16 protein-coding genes are annotated in these 16962 nt (G+C 42.1%); 9 read left to right on the top strand and 7 right to left on the bottom strand.

What is annotated here, in order from left to right:
- Positions 1 to 25: 25 nt before the first annotated feature.
- From NCWK1_RS20880 to NCWK1_RS20895, 4 genes are all read left to right on the top strand, one after another.
- Positions 26 to 943 (top strand): tetratricopeptide repeat protein, encoded by a 918-nt coding sequence (locus tag NCWK1_RS20880; RefSeq protein ID WP_103126031.1) that lies wholly within the window; start codon positions 26 to 28, stop codon positions 941 to 943.
- 205 nt (positions 944 to 1148) lie between these two features.
- Positions 1149 to 3239, top strand: a complete 2091-nt coding sequence (locus tag NCWK1_RS20885) for a TonB-dependent receptor plug domain-containing protein (RefSeq protein ID WP_103126032.1) — start codon at positions 1149 to 1151, stop codon at positions 3237 to 3239.
- A 39-nt stretch (positions 3240 to 3278) separates the two neighbouring features.
- On the top strand, positions 3279 to 3575 hold the full coding sequence (locus tag NCWK1_RS20890; RefSeq protein WP_103126100.1) for a hypothetical protein: 297 nt from the start codon (positions 3279 to 3281) through the stop codon (positions 3573 to 3575).
- A gap of 223 nt (positions 3576 to 3798) precedes the next feature.
- On the top strand, positions 3799 to 4059 hold the full coding sequence (locus tag NCWK1_RS20895) for a MoaD/ThiS family protein (RefSeq protein ID WP_096578908.1): 261 nt from the start codon (positions 3799 to 3801) through the stop codon (positions 4057 to 4059).
- A 101-nt stretch (positions 4060 to 4160) separates the two neighbouring features.
- Here the strand turns inward: NCWK1_RS20895 and NCWK1_RS20900 are convergent, their stop codons facing one another.
- On the bottom strand, positions 4161 to 4685 hold the full coding sequence (locus tag NCWK1_RS20900) for a DUF937 domain-containing protein (protein ID WP_103126033.1): 525 nt from the start codon (positions 4683 to 4685) through the stop codon (positions 4161 to 4163).
- A 213-nt stretch (positions 4686 to 4898) separates the two neighbouring features.
- Between NCWK1_RS20900 and ypfJ the strand changes: the two genes are divergently transcribed.
- Positions 4899 to 5747 (top strand): KPN_02809 family neutral zinc metallopeptidase, encoded by an 849-nt coding sequence (gene ypfJ, locus NCWK1_RS20905; RefSeq protein ID WP_103126034.1) that lies wholly within the window; start codon positions 4899 to 4901, stop codon positions 5745 to 5747.
- Positions 5748 to 5954: 207 nt separating this feature from the next.
- Positions 5955 to 6278 carry a DUF1825 family protein gene (locus NCWK1_RS20910; protein ID WP_103126035.1) on the top strand — a complete coding sequence of 108 codons (324 nt, stop codon included), beginning with the start codon at positions 5955 to 5957 and terminating at the stop codon, positions 6276 to 6278.
- A gap of 113 nt (positions 6279 to 6391) precedes the next feature.
- On the opposite strand, the gene NCWK1_RS20915 is transcribed toward NCWK1_RS20910, so the two are convergent.
- Complete coding sequence (locus NCWK1_RS20915; RefSeq protein WP_096578900.1) at positions 6392 to 8314, bottom strand: transglycosylase domain-containing protein; 1923 nt, start codon at positions 8312 to 8314, stop codon at positions 6392 to 6394.
- A gap of 174 nt (positions 8315 to 8488) precedes the next feature.
- Between NCWK1_RS20915 and tyrS the strand changes: the two genes are divergently transcribed.
- From tyrS to NCWK1_RS20930, 3 genes are all read left to right on the top strand, one after another.
- Positions 8489 to 9685: a tyrosine--tRNA ligase gene (tyrS, locus tag NCWK1_RS20920; RefSeq protein WP_103126101.1), complete on the top strand. Its 1197-nt coding sequence runs from the start codon at positions 8489 to 8491 to the stop codon at positions 9683 to 9685.
- Between the two features lie 40 nt (positions 9686 to 9725).
- A complete protein-coding gene (gene pyrF, locus NCWK1_RS20925) occupies positions 9726 to 10439 on the top strand; it encodes an orotidine-5'-phosphate decarboxylase (RefSeq protein ID WP_103126036.1) in 714 nt (237 codons plus the stop codon).
- Between the two features lie 93 nt (positions 10440 to 10532).
- A complete protein-coding gene (locus NCWK1_RS20930) occupies positions 10533 to 11141 on the top strand; it encodes a hypothetical protein (RefSeq protein WP_103126037.1) in 609 nt (202 codons plus the stop codon).
- A 37-nt stretch (positions 11142 to 11178) separates the two neighbouring features.
- Here the strand turns inward: NCWK1_RS20930 and NCWK1_RS20935 are convergent, their stop codons facing one another.
- The 5 genes from NCWK1_RS20935 to NCWK1_RS20955 all read right to left on the bottom strand — a co-directional run bounded on the left by NCWK1_RS20935 (position 11179) and on the right by NCWK1_RS20955 (position 16895).
- On the bottom strand, positions 11179 to 12039 hold the full coding sequence (locus tag NCWK1_RS20935; RefSeq protein WP_103126038.1) for a bile acid:sodium symporter family protein: 861 nt from the start codon (positions 12037 to 12039) through the stop codon (positions 11179 to 11181).
- A gap of 112 nt (positions 12040 to 12151) precedes the next feature.
- The gene (locus NCWK1_RS20940) at positions 12152 to 14506 is read right to left on the bottom strand and encodes an arylsulfatase (protein WP_103126039.1); all 2355 of its coding nucleotides are present in this window, start codon (positions 14504 to 14506) and stop codon (positions 12152 to 12154) included.
- Between the two features lie 75 nt (positions 14507 to 14581).
- The gene (locus NCWK1_RS20945; RefSeq protein WP_103126040.1) at positions 14582 to 15019 is read right to left on the bottom strand and encodes a YidH family protein; all 438 of its coding nucleotides are present in this window, start codon (positions 15017 to 15019) and stop codon (positions 14582 to 14584) included.
- Positions 15019 to 16317: a cytochrome P450 gene (locus NCWK1_RS20950; RefSeq protein WP_103126041.1), complete on the bottom strand. Its 1299-nt coding sequence runs from the start codon at positions 16315 to 16317 to the stop codon at positions 15019 to 15021. The genes NCWK1_RS20945 and NCWK1_RS20950 overlap by 1 nt, the downstream gene beginning before the upstream one ends.
- A gap of 374 nt (positions 16318 to 16691) precedes the next feature.
- A complete protein-coding gene (locus NCWK1_RS20955; protein WP_245894962.1) occupies positions 16692 to 16895 on the bottom strand; it encodes a hypothetical protein in 204 nt (67 codons plus the stop codon).
- Between the last annotated feature and the right edge of the window lie 67 nt (positions 16896 to 16962).

Raw genomic sequence — 16962 nt, forward strand, 5'->3', positions numbered from 1 at the left:
GTTGCCGAAATTGTCGCTAGTACTTATGACTAATTTTGGGCGGTTTTTATTCAGTTTGCTAGTTGTGTTTCCTCTAACTTTTGCTATTCAGTTTTTACCTACATCACCTACATTGCTTACCCAAAAAATAACAAGTGATTCGTTTCATTTAGGTGTAATACAGATGCAGCAAGGTAACTATGAGGAAGCGATAGAGCATTTTGACCAAGTAATTGAACAGCAAGGAAAAACCACTTCTGCTTACAGTAATCGCTGTCTTGCTTATCTCTATTTACAAGATTACCATCAAGCGATCGCTGATTGTACCGCAGCTATAAATTATTCCCCAAATAATCTGGAAGCGTATCTAAATCGGGGTTTAGCACATTACCGGCAAGGTAATTATATCAGTGCTATTGACGATGATAATTTAGCGATCGCTCACAAACCTCATGATTTTCGTGCCTACTATAATCGAGGCGTAGCTCATAACACCCTGGGTGATCACACATCGGCCATTAATGATTTTAATCTGGCATTAACGCAAATCCCTCAAGTAGTCAATGTATTATTTGCAGATATTTACAACGATAGGGGTTTAGCTCATTTTCATCTGCATAATTTACCCGCAGCAATGCACGACTTTAATTTAGCGATTCGTTTCAACGCTAAGGATTATCGAGCTTATTTTAACCTTGGTTGTGTGTGTGGTCGTAATGGCGACAACACAGGCGCAGTCAATCATTTTTCGGAAGTTATTCGGCTAGATCCCAGTAATGGCCAAGCTTACCTGAATCGAGGTATTGCTCAGTATTATCTAGGGTACCATCAAAGAGCGATCGCTGATTTGAACAAGGCATCTGAGTACTTTGAACACAAGAACCAAAAAGTTGCCTACGAAACAACTATAGATCTACTCCAGCGCTTGCAATACGAAATTCAACTTGCAGTTGAAGTCGCTTGAATAATTCACAAATAGGGCGAACGGCTGTTCGTCCCTACAGAAATGAGAATCATGACTCTATTTTTATAGCTTTTTATACCATAATATTTGCTTCTTTTCTCAACAATTACTTCCTGTAAATATGACAGGTTGTCGTTTGACAAGATTTTGCAATAACCGTAACAATACCCATTGGTGATAGTTTTTACTGGGTGTGAGACAAAACGTGAGAAAGAATTATTGGCTGCTAGTTGCTTTACCAAATTTGTTCATAACTTTGCCTGCTGAAGCCATTGAAATTGAAATTCAACAAACTGGCAATGAAGTAACGCCAATAACGACAAGTATTCCTGACTTAAAAGAAATTGAGTTACCTATTATTAATGCTGAATTATTAACTCAAGAAACGAGTAATGATATAGAATTTAATCCAGAAAATCAGCCAGAAGTAGAAACACAAACTGTTGAAGATGCAGATATTTCTACAGAGGTAATTGGAGAACAAGATACTTTCTCTGGCTCTACACCTGTTTATGTAATCGAAAAAGAAGAAATTCAAAAGCAGGGTGCTACTAGCGTTGCTGATGTGTTAAAAAGATTGCCTGGTTTTGCGATTAATGATGTTGGTCGTGGTGCAGATATTCACACAGGTACATATTATCGAGGCGCTTCAATTAATCAGTCTGTATTTTTGATTAATGGCAGACAGATTAATAATAATGTCAACACTTATCATGGCACAACTGATTTAAATAGTATTCCTGTGGAATCAATCGAGCGAGTAGAATTATCTAGTGGTGTCGCTTCTACTTTGTATGGTTCCTCAGCTTTTGGTGGCGTTGTGAATATCATCACCAAAGAAGGTTATGGCAAACCAAAGCTAACGGGTAGTGTGGAATATGGCTCATTCAGCTTAAATAATCAACAGACTAGTTTTGGTGGTTCAGTTGGTGCGGCTAGATATAATTTCAGTTTTGAAAGATTTTTTACCGATAACCGTTATCGTGTTCCTGTAGGCGCAGCTAACCGTGATTCTCAAGGTTTTTTATCTAATGCAGATACAGCCACAAGCAGTTATTTTGGCAACATTGGTTTAGATTTAAATTCTCGAAATACTTTGAATTTAGATGTTACCGCCCTGAGTAGCCGTCGAGGTTTAATCTTTTTTGGTTTCCCTTTACAAAGAGACCGTTTAGACCATGATGGCTTGAATATTGGTTTATCTTGGAAAACTCGTTTAGGTAATGGCGATCGCTCCAATCTCACAACTACAATTGGTTACAATCAAGACTATTTCAGTACTTATGGCCCGACAGGTAACTTTTATCGTACAGGTGCTTTAGATACACAACAGTTATCAGCCAGAGTAGACCATGAGTGGCAATTAAGCCAGAGCAATAAATTACGTTGGGGATTGGATTTAAAAAATACTAACTTAAATGGTGATGTATTCAGTAGCGACCCAAATCGCATTACTAATAATGAAACTGAAAACAGAGATTTATTAAACACAGCTCTATTTGCTGTCAATAGTTGGAATCTCAGCCAAAATTTTCAACTTGATTTAGGACTCAGACAAAGCTTTGATACAAAGTTTGGTAATTATCTCAATCCTAGTGTGGGCTTACGTTATGCCCTCACACCAACACTAGCCATGCGCGGAAGTTGGGCTGGCGGACAACGCAACCCCGGACTAGACCAGTTATATGTTTATGACACAGTGCATGGTTGGGAACCAAACCCCGATTTAGACCCAGAAACAGGCTCTAGTTGGACTGCGGGAGTCGATGTCAAATTTGCAGAAAATTTGACTGGACAGTTTACTTATTTCGGCAGCAGCATAGATAATCGTTTGGGCGTAATAGCCGGACGATGGACAAATATTGGGCTAGTAGATACCAATGGTTTAGAGGCAGCCTTACAACTAAAACTAAATTCTGGCTGGTCAACTTTTCTCAACTATACCTATACAGATGCTCAAATTAAAACAGGTACAGAAAGAGGCTTACAGTTAGGTTTGATTCCCTATTCTTTACTGCAAGGTGGTATTGGGTATCAAAATTCTGGTTGGCAAGCTAACTTGTATATGACATACAACAGTGGTGCGCGTCGAGCCTTATTTAATAGAGCCGGAGACCAAAATACAGATTTTGTCCCATCCTATTTCAACTTAGACTTTAGTGGTCGCATTCCTGTAGCGGGCAATTTAGGACTGACAGTTTATTTAGAAAACTTACTGGGTGAGCAATACGAGCGAGTGAATCGCATTTATAGTCCTGGATTTACTTTCCGTTTAGGCTTAAATTCCAGTTTGTAGATATGAGATATTCCGTCTCAATCAATTAAAATGGCTGGTATGAAAGCCAGAATCGACAATCAAGTATTATTTCTTCACCATCAAGACTTGCCAGAGTTTAAGAAAGGCGGTTCGGTGGTGAGAAATTCTTATTTTTGGGCGCTACGTTCCATTGCGGGTCGGGCTTCGCGCTATAGTGATTGGGAATATGAGTCAGAAGTTTGGTTTGCACTCAAGCGAATGCTGTTGTCATTTGCTGAGTCTGGGTATTTAGGTTACAGAGAAACTTTGTTGGAATTTCCCCTAGAGATGGGAGAAATCCCTGATGTGCTAAGAGATGTATCAACTTGGGAGTAATGCGGGAATATTCTCCAGCCTTAACAAGTAACCTTTTGCATTGGTTCAGTTTAATTTTCTCATCATTTTTTCTGGACGAATGGATGATAGTATTTTTGCTAACCACATTAGCAACATCTAATTTGTGCTAGTGAATACAAATGGCAGTTTCTCAACTTGCTGTGTCATTGTTAGGTCTGGGAAACTCTAGATTGAGAAAAGTTCTAGAATACCAAGCTTTTGTATGTCTAAATCTGCAATTACAGTCACGGTAAAATTATTCGCTGCTTATCAAGAAGCCTTTGGAATTTCAGAATTGGTCTTGGAATTTCCTGAAGCTACACCTGTAAAAGCTGTATGCGATCGCCTGATTGCAGAACGCCCAGAACTCGCTAAATGGCGTGACATCACTCGCTTTGGGATCAATTTAATCTTTGTTGAACCAGATACATTACTGCAAAATGGTGATGAAGTGGTACTGATTCCACCTGTGAGTGGCGGCTAATAAAAAAGTTAAAAAGTAAAAGGCAAAAGGCAAAAGTATGTTACTGAATACATACGTCAGTCGTCAGAATGAACGTATGTATTTTGTTTAAACAAACCCTATCATTTGCCGAGATACTTACTAACCAAGCGAATCGCATCTGTAATGTCCACATCGCCATCCCCATCTGCATCCAAAAAGCTACTCAGTATAGAATTACTACCAGATTGGGGATTTTGAGCGTTAGCACCTGATTGTAAAAAATTCAGAACTACTGGCACTATTGAAGGTAGTAATTGTTGAATAGTTCCAGTATCTAACCCAGTGCGCTGAGAAACTGTTTCAGCTACTTGTTGCTGCATCTCCCCAGAAAACAGCGAATCTACAGCTTCTGGATTAGGAGAAGTACCAGCATATTGATTTACTAAAGCTTGAGCTTCATCTGCGCCGCTGGTAGCTTGCTTTTCTTGTAAAGAAGAGCGTACATAATTGCCCACAATCCCCAAAACCGTTTGGATAGTTGAGGAATCTGCACCAGTGCGATCGCTCAGTTGTTGTAAGGTGTTGATAATATCGCCTAGTTGACCTAAACCACCTTGTTGATTGAGATTAGTAACAGCACCGAGAATTTGGTCAAACAGTCCCATAAATTTTTCTTCCTGATGAATATTTGTGCAGATTAGCTGAACTTTATCCTATTAACAACCTATCTGAAGAATTACAGTTGTTTGTTGCTAGTTTAACCCCAGGTAGAAGAATTTAACGCCTGAAATCGGTAATATCAGCCTAAAAGGTAAGTATAGATTTTATCTTACTTACTGCAAACTTGGCTTTGTTGGTGATTTGGACAAGTAGTAATTATGCGTTGGCAATTAGGTCGTCGGAGTACAAACGTCGAAGATCAGCGGGGAATGCGAGTTTCGGCTCCCGTGGTTGGTGGTGGGATTGGCGCACTACTGCTATCGCTGGTGGTGGCGCTATTAGGTGGTGATCCTAGAGTAATTTTAGAACAGAATAACTCACCTAGCGATCGCCCAGTCACGGAGTCACCGCAGACACCAGCCCAAGACCAAATGGCTGATTTTGTTTCCGTAGTGCTGGCTGATACAGAAGATACTTGGAGTGAAATATTTCAACAAAGTGGTGAAAAATACGTTGATCCGAAGTTAGTGCTGTATTCTAATGCGGTGGAATCGGCTTGTGGTTTTGCACGTTCGGCAGTAGGGCCATTTTACTGTCCGCAAGATCAAAAAGTGTATATTGACTTGAGCTTTTACCGTGATTTAAAGAATCGCTATCAAGCACCAGGAGATTTTGCTCAAGCTTATGTTATCGCCCATGAAGTTGGACATCATGTCCAGAATTTGTTGGGAATTTCCGATCAAGTGCGATCGCTACAACAACGAGCCGATCAGGTAGAAGCAAATCAGTTGTCTGTGCGCCAAGAACTCCAAGCAGATTGTTATGCGGGAGTTTGGGCAAATCACGCCGAGCGATCGCGCCAAATTCTGGAAACTGGTGATGTCGAAGAAGCCTTAAATGCTGCTAGTAGTATTGGTGATGATCGCTTACAAGAGCAAGCTAGGGGTTATGTAGTTCCAGAATCTTTTACCCACGGCAGTTCCGCCCAAAGGGTAAGCTGGTTTAAGCGAGGTATTCAAACAGGTGATCCGCAGCAATGTAATACCTTTAAAGCCGCTAATCCTTAGAGATACAAAGCCTTACTTACCACTCTCTTTTTCAATCTAGAACATAATCAAATTAACAGAAATCAAATAAAGTCAAGTGTTGGAATCAAGATGAAAAACCGTACTTTAACCGAAGTTGGTTTTTTATATGAATCCCCTAGACTAGAATAAAAACATAAGCATCACTATAAGCTGCTGAGTGTCAGTACTCAGTTAAATATAAGCAACATGGGATTCTTTGATTCTGAGATAGTTCAGCAAGAAGCAAAAGAGCTTTTTGAAGATTACCAAGCCCTAATCAAACTTGGTAACAGTTATGGCAAATTTGACCGCGAAGGCAAAAAGCTGTTTATTGACCAAATGGAAACCATGATGGATCGCTATCGCATCTTTATGAAGCGTTTCGAGCTATCAGAAGATTTTATGGCGCAAATGACAGTAGAACAGTTAAAAACCCAGTTAGGTCAGTTTGGCATAACTCCACAACAGATGTTTGATCAAATGAACTTCACCCTAGAACGGATGAAAGCCGAACTGGAAAAACAGCCCTAGAGATAATTAAGTATTTGGTATCAAAGACTTTCGTGCAGAAAGGCAAAGGCGCAGAGAAGAAACTTCCCCTCCGCGCCTGTCTACACCTGTCGTTGGCTTTTGAAAAAATGCTTTTAATTTGATTTAGGGCGAGGAAACTGAGAAGGCGATTTGAATTTTTCTACTGGTACACCTTTGAGAGCCTTAGTCATAAAATCTTTCCAAATAGGTGCTACCATACCGCCACCAGTTGCACTGCTGGCTAATTGTCTGTTGTCATCTCTACCCACCCAGACAGCAGTTGTTAATTGTGGCACAGTACCAACAAACCAAATATCTTTTTCTGATGAAGTTGTACCGGTTTTACCCGCCACTGGACGGTCAAGAGCCGCCGCTTTACCAGTTCCTGAGTTAACTACTGTTTGCATCGTATCAATAATTGCAGCAGCAGCCCAAGGATCAAGAACCAACTGAGGTTTAGGAGTATTATCTAGTAAGACATTACCACTGCTATCCGTCACACGGGCAATAATTGTTGGTGATGACTGCCACCCATAATTAGCAAAAGTAGCATAAGCACTTGCCATTTCTAATGGTGTCACACCGATCGCACCTAATGGCAACGAAGTTACAGGTTCCATCGGACTCATAATGCCTAAAGTCCGACAAGTTTCTATAACTTTAGACATCCCAACAGCTTTACCTATTTTAATTACAGGGATGTTGCGAGACTGCGCTAAGGCAGTCCGAATCGGCATCGGCCCGCGGAATGAACCATCGTAATTTCTGGGATAGTACCAACCATTACCATCTCGATAGCTCACAGGAGAGTCATCTACTGTTGAATCTGGTGTGTATTTACCAGTAGCAAAAGCTGTATAGTAAACGAATGGTTTAAAGGAAGAACCAGGCTGACGTTGAGCTTGTGTAGCTCGGTTAAACTCGCTAACTTTAGAGTCTACACCACCTACCAAGGCTTTGACAAAATGGGTGCGCGGATCAATGGCTACCAGAGCAATTTGATTTTTGTATAACCCTTGTTCAAGTAAACTGTTATGCCATTTTTTCACCGTATCTTCAGCCATAATTTGGAATTTAGCATCAACTGTAGTTTGAACTCGCATCCCACCTTTGAGTAATGCGTCACGTCCAAACTTCTTCGCTAATTCCTGAGACACAGTGTTAGAAACGTAAGGTAAAGCACTACCTTGAAAAGACCTAATTCTGCCTAGTTTAATCTCTTGCTTTAAGGCATCATCATATTCCTGCTGGGTAATCCACTTCAATTCCAGCATCCGCCCCAATACTTCTTTTTGCTTTTGTTTGGCCAGCTTCATACTCGCAAAGGGGCTAAATTCCTCTGGCGCTTGAATTAAACCTGCCATCATAGCAGATTCAGCAATAGTTAAATTTTCGGCTGACTTATCAAAGTAACTACGTGCAGCTGTTTGTACACCGTAATTATTGTGACCCCAATACACTTGATTGAGGTACATTTCTAAAATTTGGTCTTTGGTAAGAATTTGCTCTAGCCGAATGGCCAAAACAGCCTCGGCTAATTTTCGAGTAATGGCGCGTTTTTGCGACAAAAACAAATTTTTGACCAACTGCATGGTGATGGTAGAACCACCTTCTTTCACACCACCTGCTACGGCGTTAACTACAATGGCACGTCCTACACCTGTAGGATTAATCCCGTGGTGAGAGTAAAAATGTCCATCTTCACTGGCTAGTACCGCCCGTTTTAAATTGGGCGAAATTCTATCTAAAGGTACAACCTCACGGTTAGCTTCCCCGTGAACACTGGCAAGCAATTTACCTTTAATGTCATAAATATAAGTCGTTTCTGATGGCAAGAAGTTACGCAGTTGTCTGACATCTGGCAAATTGCGGAAACTAATTGCTAAACCAACTAGCCCTCCAGCTACAATAGAGCTTGTCAGCATGGTTATAGATAACAAAGTACCGCCAGTTATCTGACCTACGCCTTTCAAAAACTCAAAACCAGATGAAGGCCGACGTTGTGGCTGCTTATTTTCAAGAGTCCTAGACGACACGGTGATATCACTTCCTCACTTGTAAATTTAACTGTAATTCATCGAAATGCAGCAAGGTGGTTAATTTTTTGCAATTATATTAATTTGGCAGATGAAAAAACGGACAAATTGCCAGTGAATGTAACCAACCTAACTTCTCAAATAAAAAGTGTAGTTAATAGCGAATCTCCTATTATGGCGCAAGATTTTTCTTGGCTGCATCGTGGGATAGTAGAAGTATTCCCCCAACCGACTGATATTAATAGCGAAATTGAAAGTTTAGAGAAACGCCTAGCAAATAGTAACAGACCTCTGAGGGTAAAATTGGGAATTGACCCTACGGGTGCTGATATTCACTTTGGTCATAGCATACCAGTACGAAAACTGCGAGCGTTTCAAGATGCTGGTCATACGGCAGTTCTGATTATCGGTGATTTTACGGCTCGCATTGGTGATCCTACAGGTAAATCTGAGGTGCGTCGCCAACTGACCCAAGCCGATGTGGCACAAAATGCTCAAACTTACTTAGACCAAGTGCGCCCTATTTTGGATTTTGACACACCAGGACGCTTAGAAGTGCGCTATAACTCCGAATGGCTTTCCCAGCTTAATTTAGGAAAAATTTTGGAGTTACTTTCTACCATGACGGTGGGGCAAATGTTAGCTAAGGAAGGATTTGCTGAACGTTATAAAAAAGAGAATCCGATTTTCTTGCATGAGTTCCTTTATCCGTTAATGCAGGGCTATGATTCTGTGGCCGTTGAAGCAGATGTAGAACTAGGGGGAACTGACCAAAAGTTTAACATTGCTGTGGGACGGGATTTACAACGTCATTTTGGGCAAACACCACAATTTGGTTTACTGCTACCAATTTTAATTGGTACAGATGGCGTGCAGAAAATGTCGAAGTCTTTGGGTAATTATGTCGGCTTGTCGGAACATCCAGGACAAAAATATCAGAAGTTACAAGGGGTTCCCGATAATTTGCTGGCGCAGTATTTTGAACTTCTGACTGATTTACCTTTAGATAAATTGCCAGAAAATCCGCGCGATCGCCAGATGCTGTTAGCTTGGGAAGTGGTCAAACAATACCACGGCGAACAAGCCGCAAATGAAGCCAAAGAAGCAGCTAAAAGTGGCGGTAAGGAAGGTGCTGTTCCTGAATTTTCCCTGGCAGAAATACCCCATTTTCCAGCAAAGTTGGCTTTTATACTCAACGCCACTGGCTTGTGTAAAAGTACAGGTGAAGGTCGGCGGAAAATTCAAGAAGGTGGTGTACGCTTAGATGGCGATCGCATCACCGATGTTGATATCACTTACCAGGAGCCTAGTGAGTTGTACGGACGAGTACTGCAAGTTGGTAAAAATAAGTTTGTGCGTTTAGTACCGTAAATTGGGGAGTAGGGAGTGGGGAGTAGGGAATAAAAAACTCATGACAAATGACAAAATAATCGTGGCTTTGGATGTGCCTGATTTGGAAAGTGCGATCGCTTTGGTAGACAAGTTAGAATCAGTCAGTTTTTGGAAGGTTGGTTTAGAGTTGTTTACTAGCACTGGGCCGAGAATTTTAGAAATATTAAAGTCTCGGCAAAAGCGCATCTTTCTAGATTTAAAATTTCACGATATTCCCAATACGGTGGCTGGGGCTTGTCGCAGTGCGGCGCGTTATGGTGTAGATTTACTGACAATTCATGCTACATCTGGTAGAGATGCCCTCAACGCAGCTACACAAGCAGCCCAAGAAGGTGCAACCCAAGCAGGTGTGAAACCACCTAAATTAATTGCAATTACGCTGCTGACAAGTATTTCTACTAGGCAGTTGGCTTTTGACTTAAAAATTCCTCTAGAGTTACCCGAATTTGCCCTAGAAATGGCATTGATGGCGAAAGAATCAGGACTAGATGGAGCAGTATGTTCACCACAAGAAGTGTCACAGTTGCGGCAAAACTGCGGTGATGAGTTTTTACTAGTTTGTCCTGGAGTGCGTCCAACTTGGGCAGAAAAAGGTGATCAAAAGCGATCGCTCACTCCTTCCCAAGCCATTCAAGCTGGTGCAAACTATTTAGTAATTGGTCGTCCAATCACAGCGGCGGCTGAACCTGAGTTAGCCTGGAAGCGAATTTCTGAGGAGTTAACTACAAAATAAGCAGGGGTGCAGAGTGCAGGGGGAAAATAACCGCTAACAAATGATCAATGACATTTCAAGTCAATCACCCACGAAAAAATCCCACAACCAAGCATGAAAATAGTTGCTTCCTTACTCCCCCTCATAGTTTCTACCTTCTGCCTAGTAATTGCCAATAGTCTTGACAACTCACCATTCTCACAACAACTTACTCGTTCTCTAGCCGCAGACAGCGGTGTAAAGTCTGCTTGTAGAGAAAAAAATCTGGAAACATTAACTAATGAACTTCTGCGAGATTTACCGGGCTATGCCAATCGCGCCAGTCAACGCGCTCGTCGTCGTAAAAGAAGTAGTGATACTTACAGCTATATGGTGTTAGCAGGTAGACCTGAGTTTCAACCTCTACCCTTAAATCCTGCTGGTGATGATTTAGGTGAGCAAAAAAGTTCTACAACGGGAGTTGAGCAAGTTTTTTTTACTACTTTAGAACGGCAATATATAGACAGAAAAGCAATTGAATTAGAAGAATTTCATTGGTTGTTTTTGACAAAAACTCAAAATGGTTGGCAATTGGTAATGATGTTGACTCAAACTGGTTCCTTGGCTAACAAACAACCACCCACACCACCACGAGATAGTAGCAATGGTACAGTTGCCCAAGGAATAAAAGCTTGGCTGCGAGATTGTCAGGCGGAGCGTGTGCGCGGGACAGTAAGAAATTGAGTTAAAATTCTTAGGTTTAATGTTGACTCATAACGGGTTAGTTTTCCTGCGGTAATCCGGCTAATCTGCGTTTATTCCAGATTGAGTAGGGAACACCTACAAAAGCTCCCAAAATTAGATAAGCCACCAGTGTCGGAATCACCTGCTGTTGTACATGATTCAAAATAGCAATAAACAAAGCTAAACCAAAATTGCGAGCAATACAGAAAATCGCCAAGGTAGATCGGGTATCATCATCAAATCTGCCTAAAGCGTGTCCTATTCCTAGAGAGGCAATCACCATAATTGCGATCGCTACCAGTGGTAATTCCCCAACTTTGGAAAACATTGGCAGCCCTAAGATGCACACTAAAACAACCAGCACCAAAAAGAGACTGTTAGCAATAAAAGTCAAGGGTTTAGCAACCTGTTGGGTAAATGTAGGCGCGAACTTTTGCATCAAAATACCGACACTAACAGGTAATAACTGCACCATAATCACTTGTCGGGCAACTTCTAAAATTGCCACCTTTGGTGAAATACTCGCAAATAAGGCGGTAAAAATCGCCAAAGTGATGGGAGTAACAAAAACCGCAAGTATTGCCAGAGTTAGCTGAAGACTTGCTGAGTAGTGGAAGCTGCCTCCAGCCTGTTGCGATCGCTTTGTGGTCAGAGGCGCACCCGGAGAAGCTGCAAGTATTGCCAATCCGATCATCACTGCCGATGGTAAGTTAAACAGTTTCAACAGGAGAATAACTACTAAAGGAACCAGCACAACAACCGCTAAAAGCGCACGGAATACTAAAGCAGGTTTTCGCCAGAAGGAGCGCATCTTTTCAAAAGAGAAGTTGCACCCTATGGCTAACATCAGAGAAAAAATAGTGACTTTAACGAGAACCAGTAATAAGGGATGGTGCATGGCTCCACTGATAGCGTAGCGTTAGTGAGTCCGCAAGCGTCTTGCAATTTTTAATTAATAATTTTTAATTGGAGCGTTCGCGCAGCGTCTCGTAGATAAGCGACTTGACTCTCTACTGTCGTGCCAGAATGGTACGCATTTCAGCTTCCTTATCTTGAATCAAATCTCCACTAACATCCACTATCACACTATAAATCTTGCCCGTAAACTTGAAGGGCGGTTCATAATCAGGTGTTACAGGCGCACCAGGGGCAATTCCACAAGTCACACCACTGGTCAGACCTAGTGCTAAGGGAGTAGTTACAGGGACATCGGCTTGCCCAACTAATTTCCCATCGATATAAAGTTCAGCGCAACCTGGCGTTCCTTTCCCCTTGGCTAAATCTGGTTGACCCGTGACTTTAAACTCAAAGCGCAACTGGTGACGACCTTCCGGCACAGATGACCCAGACTCGACATGATAGAGCGATCGCGCTACATAATTATGAACCCAGTGCAGTTTGCCATCTTTGACATAGAAGGAGTAGCCACTATCATTACCTCCATGAGCCAGTAATACTCCTTCTGCGCCACCTGTGGGAATTTCCACATCAGCCGTAATACTGTGAGAACGATTAAGCAACTTGACGGCACTATTGGCTGGGATTGCCTGAGTATCAGGATAGTAAGTATAGCGGCTACGATTGACGGCAATCTGAGGACGTTCTTCTGCAAATCGTTGTACGCCTCTGCCATCCACAGGCAACACATTGTATTTACCCGCCTCTACGTACCAAGTGGCAATCATTTCAATTAATTTAGGGCGATTATCAGCCGCAATATTATGATTTTCCGAAAAATCTGAGGCGACGTGATACAGTTCCCAATGATGAGTATCCAAATCCGTCAGAGTTTCTGCCGAAATCGCCTCACCAAAAAACTGACCTGCTTCTGCAAATGAGGGGCCAGGCCAAGGACAAACCGCCCGCCAACCATCATAGTAAAGAGAACGATGTCCCATCATCTCGAAATATTGGGTCAGGTGCTTAGTAGGTACGGTACTATGATTAAAAGTATGGGCAAAGCTGACACCTTCAATGGGAGATTGAGTAACACCCTTAATCGTTGTTGGTGGTTCAATTTCCAGTAATTCCAGCACAGTCGGTACTAGGTCAATAGCATGAGCGTACTGAGTACGGATTTCACCTTTTGCCTCAATGCCTTGATTCCAATGGACTATTAAGGGATCACTGATTCCACCCCGATAAGTTTCCCGTTTCCAACGACGGAAAGGCGTATTACCTGCCCAAGTCCAACCCCAAGCATAATGGTTGAAAGTTTCTGGACTACCTAGCTTATCTAGTGCCTTGAGATTTTCCTCTAGGGATTCTGGTACATTGTTAAAAAAGAGGTTCTCATTAACTGAACCAGTTGGCCCCCCTTCAGAACTTGCCCCATTGTCCGAAATCACCATAATTACAGTATTCTCGAACTCACCAATAGATTTAAGAAAATCGAGTAAGCGACCGATATGGTGGTCAGTGTGAGTTAAAAAGCCAGCATATACTTCCATCATCCGAGCATAGAGCCGTTTTTCTGCGGCTGAGAGGGAATCCCAGTGCGGGACATCGGGATCATGGCGGGAGAGTTCAGCATCTGCGGGGACAATCCCCATTTCCTGCTGACGGGCAAAAACCTTTTCCCTGTAAGCTTCCCAGCCATCATCAAACTGTCCGGCGTAGGCATCAGCCCATTCTTTCGGCACATGATGGGGGGCGTGCATCGCACCAGGACAGAAATACATGAAAAAGGGTTTATTGGGGGCAACCTGCTTGGCATCAGCGATAAAGCTAATTGCCTTGTCTGCCAAGTCTGCGGTTAAATGGTAGCCTTCTGCGGGGGTCTTTTCTGGCTTAACGGTGTGGTTGTCATAAACCAAATCTGGATAATACTGGTGGGTTTCTCCGCCCAGAAAACCATAAAAACGTTCAAAACCGCGACCGAGAGGCCAACGGTCATAGGGGCCAGCCGCAGATAGCTGGTTTGAGGGGGTTAAATGCCATTTCCCGATCGCATAGGTGTTATAACCCTTCTGTAGTAATATCTCCGAGAGAAACCCATTCTCAAAGGGAATATTCCCATTACTACCTGGATAACCGGTAGAACCTTCTGTGATGCAGGACATGGCGTTGGAATGGTGATTGCGCCCAGTGAGAAGGCAAGAACGGGTGGGTGAACACAACGCCGTCGTGTGTAGATTGTTGTAGCGCAAACCATTGGCGGCTAGTGCGTCTAGGTTGGGTGTTTTGATGGGACTTCCGTAACATCCAAATTGCCCAAAGCCTGTATCATCGAAAACGATAAATAGGACGTTGGGTGTACCTTCTTTAGATCGCAACGGTTCTGGCCAAGCTGGACTAGATTTATCAACTGTCCGACCGATGACACCGGGGAAAGTATTTCCTGGTTTGTATTCACGCAGAGACATAAATCAGACCTCTTGAGAATATGTAATTTTTAACAAAAGCCCCGAAATTCTATGTCCTCTTTAGGAGAGGTTAATTTATAAATTCATTGCCCTAATTAGCACACCAATAAAACTAACTAAGCCAATTATGAGTAAAGCCACTCCGATAATTTCCGCACTGTGAGAAGTTTCATAGGTATAGTGATTATTTTGGATTTGTTTAAGTAACCGATGGTGTTCTCTCAACCCTAAAACCATTGCCAACATTCCCGTACCAATGAAAGACAACCCCACAATCACCGAAAATCTGACTGGGTTAAGATGATGACTAAGACGAGTATTTTCAATCGCTCTGACAATGGTAGGGATACCAAAACCAAAACCAATCAACGAAAGACAGGTGCGTATCCACGCCATTAATGTGCGGTCTGCTGCTGCCCGACTGCGGTATTTAGCTAGTTCTGTCCGATCTGCTGCTAAGTCATTGGTAGATAACTTTTCAGGTGTTTCTGAGTTTATGGGTAGCTGACTCATTAGAACCGCACAGGTAAAGCATCAAATCCCTTAAAAACTAAGGTACTACGACGGGGAACGGGGGGTCTTGTCGAATCAAACTGAAGATTTGGAAACCGCTTCAGCAAAGTAGAGAAGCAAATATTTAATTCCATCCGAGCCAAAACTGCACCTAGACAAAAATGGATACCAGGGCCAAACCCTAAATGTTCATTAGGCGATCGCTCAATGTCAAAATTGTCTGGTAAAGGAAATTTTGCTGGGTCGTGATTAGCTGCTGCTAATCCCAATGCAATCACACTACCTGCGGGAATTTTTTGACCACCAATTTCTATATTTTCTTTGGCAATGCGAAATACAAAGGACACCGAACTGTCATAGCGGATGATTTCTTCAATCGCTGATGAGATAAGGGCGGGATTATCCTTGAGTTTCTGTAGCTGTTGGGGATGATTGAGCAAAGCTGATACCCCATTGGGGATTAAATCAGTAGTAGTTGAACGGCCAGCATTGAGAATGAGAATGCACAGGGAAGGTAATTCTGCAAAATCCAGGTTTTGCTCTGTGTAAGCCATTGTCAGCAAGCTAATCATATCTGTTCCTGGTTTTTGACGGCGTTCAGCTACGAGTTGGTTAATGAAAGCCGTGAATTGAGCAGCACTAGTATCAGCTTTCCGCGCCAATTCTTCTATGTTCTTAGATGGAGCACCCCAGAAAGAACTGGTATCCGTTGCCCACTTAATTAGGTTAGCGCGATCGCTTTCTGGTACACCAAAAATCTTGGCGATAATTAAGCTAGGTAAGGGTACAGATAGGTCAGAGACAATATCCATATAACCCTGATGTTGCACTTGATCTAATAAGGTATCAGTCGTTTTTTGAATAATGCTCCGCCAGCTTTCTAAAGCACGGGTTGTAAAGCCTTGATTCGCTAGTTTTCGCATCCGCGAGTGATCAGGTGGATCTTTTTCAATCATCGAGTTACCCGTCAGTTGCAAAAAGTTTTGAATCAAACTGACATCTAGATTACCCAATTGCTGAATAAACAAAGTCCGTCGGTCAGAACTAAGCCGTTCATCTCGCAAGGCAGCTTCTACATCTTGATATCGAGTTAAAATCCAGTAGCCCAAAGATGCTTCATAGTGAACTGGATCTTCTTCGCGGATACGTTTGTACAATGGATAGGGATTAGCAATTATTTCTGGTGCAAATAAGTCATAAGTTAAGGACTGATTGCGTTTTGCTAAAGTACTTTGATTATCTTCTCCATTTAATCCTAAATGCTCTGGGGGAATTAATAGGGTAATAGGTGTATGCATAATTAGTAGGAGATGACTATGTTTGCGGAGTAGGATTTATAGCGTTGCATAAGTATGGGATGAATTGGTCGTTGAAACCGTTGGAAATACGTTCAAAATTGGGCGAAATCATCCCATGATATGGCTAACGCCAAGCTGCGCTAACAGTAACGCCGTGATTTATTTAAGCATTTTGAATTTTTTCCATGCCCAAAAGTCTTTCAACGAAACTATGAATGGTTTTCTCCTAAATTTAGAGTTGGTGATCCCCCCAGAGTAAAAGTTTGATAAATAATTTATCTCTGCCGAACAAAAGATATATTTGCTATACAATTTCTACTTATGGAATGATTTGGGCAAAACTTTTTTATAGTAGTCTTTACTCGATGTGCGACTTATGAGTAAAGAACGCCTGCAAAAGCTCCCAAAATCACATAAGCCACCAGCGTTAATATCACCTGCTGTTGTACATGATTCAAAATAGCGATAAACAAAGCTAAACCAAAATTGCGAGCAGTACAGAAAATCGCCAAGCTAGAACGCGTATCATCATCGAGTCTGCCTAAAGCTTGTCTAATTCCTAGAGAGGCAATCACCATAATTGCGATCGCATTTTCTATAAATGGAGTTGCAGAAATAGATTTTGCTTTCGCATTTATTATTTTG

This window comes from Nostoc cycadae WK-1, from assembly GCF_002897135.1.
Lineage (GTDB): Bacteria > Cyanobacteriota > Cyanobacteriia > Cyanobacteriales > Nostocaceae > Nostoc_B.